This window comes from Pandoraea sp. B-6 (assembly GCF_000282835.1).
GTDB lineage: Bacteria > Pseudomonadota > Gammaproteobacteria > Burkholderiales > Burkholderiaceae > Pandoraea > Pandoraea cepalis.
Map to the genome: position 1 here is coordinate 81,571 of NZ_KB290516.1, position 6,992 is coordinate 88,562.

The following is a 6,992-nucleotide window of genomic DNA, read 5'->3' on the forward strand; positions in this document are numbered from 1 at the left end:
GCAATGTAGTAGCCGATCAACGGCAGCACCAGCGCCAGCAATGTCTTGGCCGCGAAGTAGAGCGCGGGCGCCGACGCATCGCGCCAGCCGGCGTTCATGAACTGCACACGCAGGACGGAACTCTCCCACCCCTCTTTGGGCAATGAGAGTTTAGAGATCGGTTGCGACCATTCGGCGAGGCGCTCAATCCATTCGCGTGTGCCGGTTGGCTCGCCGGGCGCGTCCGCTGGCGTGCCGGCGCCGAGGGCCCCCACGCGAGCACGCGTTTTCGTTTTCTGGGGCCAGAACCAGATCGCCGCGACCAGCGCAATGCTGAACGAGATCACGAAGACGCCGACCAGCAGGACCATTTGGCCTTGATTGAGTTGTGGCATGACAGTTCCCCCGCCGTCGCCGTTCACACGCGGATGCGAATAATCATGCGCATCCACACCATTCCCAACGCCATCAGCACCAGCGCCACCACGGCCAGCTTGATGCCGGCGGGGTCGTGCCAGAGAATTTCAAGAAACGCCGGGTTGACCACCATGATGATGCCGGCGGCGCCGAACGGCAGCACCTCCAGAATATTGGCGGACAGACGTCCTTCGGCCGACAGCACCTTGACCTTTTCATACAGCTTGAGCCGCTCTCGCGTGAGCTCGGCGATGTTGCCCATGATCTCGGCGAGATTGCCGCCGCTCTCGCGCTGAATCATCACCGCAATGATGAAGTAGCGCAGATCGGCGACAGGCACGCGAGTCGCGAGGTTCAGCAGGGCGTCGTTGAGGCTGACGCCGTAGTTGATTTCGTCGAACATGATGTGGAACTCGCCGCCGATAGGGGCCGACATTTCATCGCCGACCATCTCGATCGCCCCCGTGAACGCATGTCCCGCGCGCAATGCGCGGGCGATCATGTCGGCCGCTTCCGGCAACTGGCGTTCGAGTTGCGCAAGTCGACGTCTGCGACGACGCATCACATACAGGACCGGCAAGCATGCCGCCAGCGGCCCCGCGATGAGCGCCAGGCGCCACGGCAGCGGCAATATCAGCACCAGGATCACTGCCCCGGCGCCCAGTAGCAGCATGAACGTCAGCAGGCGGCTCACCGACCACGAAAGCCCCGACTGTAGGATGAACAGATCGAGACTGTGGACCCGCGGCATGCGCATCAGAAGCTGTTCCAGTCTCGGCGAATCGCTCAGCATCCGCGTCTTCAGGATCGACGTGTGCTCCCGATCGACATGGCCGCCGGCCGAGAGCGAGCGAATGCGCGATTCGATCCGTTTGGCGGCCGCGCTGTGCTGGTTGCTCCACCACTGATAGACGGCTTCGATGGCCAGTACCACGGCCGCGAAGAGCAGAATCGCGAAAATATAGAAGTACGGACTCATCGTTTCCTCCCACTGCGGGACGCCTGTCGGGCGCGGGTATCGTCACACTTCCAACCGGCGCGACGGATCGTAGATGGCATCCGGCAAAGCGACGCCGAATGCCTGAAGGCGCTCGGAGAACTTCGGACGTACACCGCTGGCGACGAAATGACCTTTCACTTCGCCATTGCCACCGACCCCCGTCCGCTTGAACGTGAAAATCTCCTGCATGGAGATGATGTCGCCTTCCATCCCCGTGATTTCCTGCAGGCTGACCAGTCGCCGGCGTCCATCCGTAAGGCGCGCCGTCTGCACGATCACGGTGATGGCCGAAGCGATCTGCTGACGCATCGCCTTGGGCGGTAGTTGCAGGCCCGACATGCTGATCATGTTTTCCATGCGGGTCAGGGCATCGCGCGGGGTATTCGCGTGGATCGTGGCGAGCGACCCCTCGTGACCGGTATTCATGGCATTGAGCATGTCGAGCGCTTCCGCGCCGCGCACTTCGCCAAGGATGATGCGATCAGGGCGCATCCGCAACGCGTTGCGGACCAGCGTGCGCTGCGTGATTTCGCCCTTGCCCTCGATGTTCGGCGGACGCGTTTCGAGCCGCAGCACATGCAACTGGTGCAACTGCAGTTCGGCGGCATCTTCGATGGTCACGATGCGTTCGTTGTCCGGGATGAAGCTCGAGAGGATATTGAGCAACGTTGTCTTGCCGCTGCCCGTGCCGCCTGAGATCAGCATGTTGACCTTGGCGTGCGTCAGCGCGGACAGTACTTCGGCCATCGGCTCCGTGAGTGTGCCCAGACGGACGAGGTCGGTCATCTGCAACGCGGTGGTGCCGAAGCGGCGAATCGACAACAGCGGACCGTCAATCGCCGACGGGGGAATGATGGCGTTGATACGCGAGCCATCCGGCAGGCGGGCGTCGACCATCGGACTTGACTCGTCGATGCGGCGCCCCACGCGCGAAACGATCTTCTCGATGATCTTCATCAGGTGCGCGTCGTCGTAGAACGTCACGGCCGTCGATTCGAGCTTGCCGAAGCGCTCGACATACGTGCGTTTGTGCGTGTTGACAAGAATGTCGGAGATGGTCGGATCGCGCAACAGGGCTTCGAGCGGCCCCAGGCCGAACATCTCGTCGTAGATGTCGCCGGCGAGCTGCCGGCGTTCCGCGTCATTGACGAGCACGTTCTGCTCGCCCACGACACGATCGATCAACTGTACGAGTTCGTGTTTGACTTGCGTGTCCGACAGGCGTGCGAGTTTTTCCAGCTCGACGCGCGCCAGCACCATCTCGTGCATCTTGCGCTTGAGCTCACCGTAATGCGGGCCGATGCCGGAGGCGACCTGGAGCGGTGCAGCCATGCGCTCCGACGACATGGCCGGACTCAGCAAAGACGGGGCATCGAGGATTGGCGACATGATGATCTCCCAGAGGCAAAGTTGCGACGATCAAACGAGGGTGGGCCGCCCGGCCGACGCCTTGCGGAAGAGCTTGCCGATGAACGAACCACCATTCGCCGGCGTGATGCCTGGGCTCGCGTGGGCGCCCGCCATGCTCGATGCCAGACCGCCCAGCGCCCGGGTCAAGGCACTGCGCTTGAACAACTTGAGCACCGGCACGCCTTGACTGGTGGCGGCGGCCGCGACGGCGCCATCGTCGGGCAACACCACCAGTGCCGGCTTGCCGATCACCTTCGCCACCTCCTTGACCGCGACGGCATCGTGCCGTCCCGCCCGATTGAGCACGTAGTGGACCGTGTCCATGGCGACGCCCTGACGGCGCAGCAAGTCGAACAGCCGACGACTCGCCCGCAGGAATGGCATGTTCGCCCGCAGGACCACGTAGATGTGATCGCTGCGTTGCAATGCATAGAGGGTGAGTGGGTTGAGGATCTGGCCGATGTCGAAGACCACAAGGTCGTAACGGCTCGCGGCTGCGGCGAGAATGCGCTTCAGGCAAGCTTCCGTCACACCGAGCGCGGCGACCGGATCGCCCGCGCCGGCCAGGACATCGAAGCCGTCATCGACGTGCGTCACGCACCCTTCGAGGAACGAGGCGTCGATGCGATCGGCTTGCGCGCAAACGTCCGGCAGGGTCGTCGGCGGCGTCTTGTCGCTTATCAGGAACGCCGCGTCGCCGAACTCCTGGGCGAGATCAATCAGCAGCACGCGGCTGCCGGTCTGCACCGAAAACTGATAGGACGCATTGCTAGCCACGAAGCTGGTGCCGGCGCCGCCCTTGCACGACATGAACGAGACGGCGCGCATCGGGTGCGGCGCATCATGTCCGTGCTGCATCGACGCCCGGGCGAGGGCGTCGGTCAGCGCGTGTTGATCGACCGGCCAGGGCAGCACGTCGCGGGCGCCGGCGCGCATCGCCGAAATCAGCAAGGCGGGCGACGACTCCGCCGACACGAGGATGCAAATCAGTTTCGGCAACTGCTGGCAGAGCATCTGAATGTCGTGCAGTTCGCCCTGTTGCATGCCTGGCAAATCGATCACCGCGACATCATGCTCGCCCAGCCGTGCGGCCGACGTGAGCAATTGGGCCGGTGTGGCGAGCAGCGTCGAGCAATCATACTCGGGGCGGTCGCGCGCGAGGCGGGCGATCAACGCCAAACGGTCCGATGCTTGCGAAACGAGCAATACTTTCAGCATGATGGCCTCGTCTGTCTTTTTGCGATGTTCAACTGCACACGTTCCCACCGGACGCGCTGGTCAGGCTTTCGCGCGGCAACGTCGTAGTGAATGGGGGCAACGTGACCGAAATCGGGACAAAGGGAATAAAGGTGTTGACGGTTAGCCCTGTGTAGCTGACCGTGACGAGCGAGCAACTGCTCGTGTCGCAACCCGACGGCGTGTACGCCACCTGGATATTGGCCGTGGCGAGTTGTGGCATGAGGCTGATCATCTTGCTCTGCACCGCGCTCGCGCCCACATCGCAGACGACTGCTACGCGTGCCCCCAATCGCGCCGCTTCCGCTGCGGTATTCCAATAGAAGAGAATGCGCGCAAACTCCATCAGTCCGATCAGCAAGGTAATGAACAAGGCCGACACAATGGCGAATTCGACGGCGGCCGCACCGCGTTGGGCGTCGCGCCGACAGGATAGGCGAGGGGGCTTCATAGCACTTGCCTCATGACGGTCTTGATATCGCCGAACGTCAGACCGGAGAAGTTCAGGATCGCCTGGATCGGCGAGTACTGATATCCCGAAATTTTGACCGACACCAGATTGATGGTGCCGACCGACGTGCCCGCGTTGCTGTTGTTGGTGGCGTCGTACACCATGTAATTGGCGTAGGTCAGGTCCTGGCAGCTTGGTGCGGTGGTGCTGCTGCGATCGCAGACCACCACGTTCGATGTCGTCAGATTGCCGATCAGCGGCGTTCCGGTGCATCCGGTATTGCCGTACACGGCCAGGCATTTGGCCCCTGCGAGGGGGTAGTTCGGGTCTATCGGTGAGAATTCGGACAGATAGCGCGTGGCGTTGCGAACCGATTTCGTCAAGGTGTCGTACTGGTAGATGGCGTGTCCCATTTCGACCATCCCGCCGAACAGCCCGAGCAGCACGGGCAGCACGAGTCCGAACTCCACCGCGACCACACCGCGCTGTTTTCCGTGACGATGACGCAGGGGTGTCATGGTCGCCTCCTATTGCACGAGAACCGGCACCAGCGGCCCGACAGCGCCGACCGACCCGGGCGTGCCTTGCGTCGCGCATGGGCTGCCGACATCGCCCGCTTTGCCGCGGTACTCGAGATGGACCGAGTCGATGTTGCCGCCCTGTTGCATCGGATCGAGCATCAGCACGCAGGCCCAGCCAGTGAGCGTGAATATGGCACCGCCGCTGCCGGTCCCAGGGTTCGAGCAGTCGACCATCGGCGCTATCGGCAACCGCCGATCCGCCCCCGCCTGATACACCGACTTCGCCGCGGCGGTCCCTTTGGTCTTCAGCCCGGTGGCCGTATCGCCCTGATACGCCGCGTTGTTTTTGCGCTGTGTCACGAAATCGCTGTAGGCGTTCGCCTGCGCGCTCCACGTCTTGGCGTCATAGGCGAAGCCTGTGAAGTCCGTGGTGGACGTGCCATCGTTGGGCGGTGTCCCGCCCTGGTAGATGCCGAAGCGCGTGTTGTAGGCGGTATCGAGCGACGCCTTGTTGCCCGCGGTGCCGACCGAGGTGCCCACCACGGGCAGGTTGCATTGCCCCGACCCCGTGAGTTCGCCCGAGAGCGACGGCGTGCCGCTGTTACCGCTGCCGGTGAGGTTCGCCCAGCCGAAATCGCCGCCCGCATAAGTCCCGGTGGAGCTGTCGCCCTTGCCCACCAGCCATTGGCCGATGCTGTAGCTGCTTGCCGGCGAGAATTTCGACGGATCGCAAACGAAGACGGGGATCGCACATGTCGTCTGCGCCGAGGTCGTGGTGGCCACGGCGCGTGCCGACACAGAACCGGGGCCGATGCTGACACCCGGCAGCACGTTGAGCACCTCGATGAGCCAGTTGGCGATGCCGCTCATCGCGGAGGTGCACTGCACGTACTTGATACTGGCCAACGATCCGGTCACGCTGCCCTTGTCGACATAGGCGCCGGTCGCCGTCGTGCTGTACGTCACGCTGCTATCTACCGTCATGGTCACGGGGGTCGACTGGAACAGGGCGGTATTGATATGCCCGGCGGCGATGCCGGCGGCTTCGGACACTGACAGCGGGGTTGCGCCGGTCAGGTCTCGCGCGGCCGACAGCGCGCACGCATCGGCGCTGTTTTGCAGTTCGCTGCGTGTGACATAGAGCTTGCCGAGATCAAGCGCGAGACCGGCGAAACCGATCAGGACCGCCAGCATCAGCCCCACGACAATCGCGATGGCGCCGCCTTCGCGTCGCGGCATCCGACCTCGGGCACGGCGTCGAGTAGGGAGGTTTCGCATGATGAGCAGGCCTCGCTTGAGCGTCAGGGTGATGGAGTGGTGCGCGACGGTCGCGCCTGTCGCGCCCGCCGCACACGCAGCGTTACGAGTGCGTGAGGAACGTGTTACGGACGCGCTACTGACCGGTATCCCCGGACGGCGCCGACATGGGCGAGCCGCCGCTGCTTACTCCGATGACGAACGGGCTGGCCGTCGGCGTTGGCGAGCGCAGCGACTTGTCGTAGTTCTTCATCGCGGCCACGGCGGCACGACCGTCTGTGCCGCGCGCGTCGTCATCCGTCGGCGGCCCGGGATGAATGATCTGGGCGTGCATGACATTTCTCACCGACTCGCCCATATGCGCATCCCAGATCGGCGATGAACTCATGCAGCCGGCAAGCGTGAGGCAAACCGCAGTGCTCGCGCCAATGGCGGCGCAGCGCAACATCATCGTGGTGACTGTTTTCATGATGGTTCCCCAGGATCACGGGTCTCAATGGGTATAAAGCTGGCGCATCGGATCGATCGACGCGGTGCGTTGGGGCGTGCCGACCTCGGGCGCGACGCTCGCGTCACCGCGCACGGCGTTCGGCGCCGGCTTGGCCGGGACACTCGACAACGAAGCATCGCGCGCCGCGTTCACCGACGGGCTGGCGCCATCGGCGGGCCGGGTGACGGGCGTCGGTTGCAAGCTCGACGGCGGCACGCCTGGTTGCGGCGG

8 protein-coding genes and 1 pseudogene are annotated in these 6,992 nt (G+C 63.8%); all 9 read right to left on the reverse strand.

Annotated elements, in window-relative coordinates; translation table 11 throughout:
- Positions 1-374 (reverse strand): annotated as a pseudogene (locus A985_RS29160) (type II secretion system F family protein); the annotation flags it as partial.
- 23 nt (positions 375-397) lie between these two features.
- Complete coding sequence (locus tag A985_RS0110955) at positions 398-1,375, reverse strand: type II secretion system F family protein (RefSeq protein ID WP_017233450.1); 978 nt, start codon at positions 1,373-1,375, stop codon at positions 398-400.
- Between the two features lie 42 nt (positions 1,376-1,417).
- On the reverse strand, positions 1,418-2,743 hold the full coding sequence (locus tag A985_RS0110960) for a CpaF family protein (RefSeq protein WP_051060144.1): 1,326 nt from the start codon (positions 2,741-2,743) through the stop codon (positions 1,418-1,420).
- A gap of 72 nt (positions 2,744-2,815) precedes the next feature.
- Positions 2,816-4,024, reverse strand: a complete 1,209-nt coding sequence (locus tag A985_RS0110965; RefSeq protein ID WP_017233452.1) for an AAA family ATPase — start codon at positions 4,022-4,024, stop codon at positions 2,816-2,818.
- Positions 4,025-4,052: 28 nt separating this feature from the next.
- Positions 4,053-4,493 (reverse strand): TadE/TadG family type IV pilus assembly protein, encoded by a 441-nt coding sequence (locus tag A985_RS0110970; protein ID WP_017233453.1) that lies wholly within the window; start codon positions 4,491-4,493, stop codon positions 4,053-4,055.
- Positions 4,490-5,011 carry a TadE/TadG family type IV pilus assembly protein gene (locus tag A985_RS0110975; protein WP_017233454.1) on the reverse strand — a complete coding sequence of 174 codons (522 nt, stop codon included), beginning with the start codon at positions 5,009-5,011 and terminating at the stop codon, positions 4,490-4,492. The genes A985_RS0110970 and A985_RS0110975 overlap by 4 nt, the downstream gene beginning before the upstream one ends.
- 9 nt (positions 5,012-5,020) lie before the next feature.
- Positions 5,021-6,253: a pilus assembly protein TadG-related protein gene (locus A985_RS0110980; RefSeq protein ID WP_017233455.1), complete on the reverse strand. Its 1,233-nt coding sequence runs from the start codon at positions 6,251-6,253 to the stop codon at positions 5,021-5,023.
- Between the two features lie 154 nt (positions 6,254-6,407).
- Complete coding sequence (locus A985_RS25070; RefSeq protein WP_017233456.1) at positions 6,408-6,740, reverse strand: hypothetical protein; 333 nt, start codon at positions 6,738-6,740, stop codon at positions 6,408-6,410.
- A 24-nt stretch (positions 6,741-6,764) separates the two neighbouring features.
- Positions 6,765-6,992 (reverse strand): hypothetical protein (locus tag A985_RS29165; RefSeq protein ID WP_232424589.1); only part of this gene is annotated, 228 nt, incomplete at its 5' end.

Excerpts from the sequence above, each read along its gene's own strand:
- A985_RS0110955 (WP_017233450.1), bottom strand. The coding sequence starts at position 1,375 with ATGAGTCCGTACTTCTATATTTTCGCGATTCTGCTCTTCGCGGCCGTG.
- A985_RS0110960 (WP_051060144.1), bottom strand. The coding sequence starts at position 2,743 with ATGTCGTCGGAGCGCATGGCTGCACCGCTCCAGGTCGCCTCCGGCATC.
- A985_RS0110965 (WP_017233452.1), bottom strand. The coding sequence starts at position 4,024 with ATGCTGAAAGTATTGCTCGTTTCGCAAGCATCGGACCGTTTGGCGTTG.
- A985_RS0110970 (WP_017233453.1), bottom strand. The coding sequence starts at position 4,493 with ATGAAGCCCCCTCGCCTATCCTGTCGGCGCGACGCCCAACGCGGTGCG.
- A985_RS0110975 (WP_017233454.1), bottom strand. The coding sequence starts at position 5,011 with ATGACACCCCTGCGTCATCGTCACGGAAAACAGCGCGGTGTGGTCGCG.
- A985_RS0110980 (WP_017233455.1), bottom strand. The coding sequence starts at position 6,253 with ATGCCGCGACGCGAAGGCGGCGCCATCGCGATTGTCGTGGGGCTGATG.
- A985_RS25070 (WP_017233456.1), bottom strand. The coding sequence starts at position 6,740 with ATGAAAACAGTCACCACGATGATGTTGCGCTGCGCCGCCATTGGCGCG.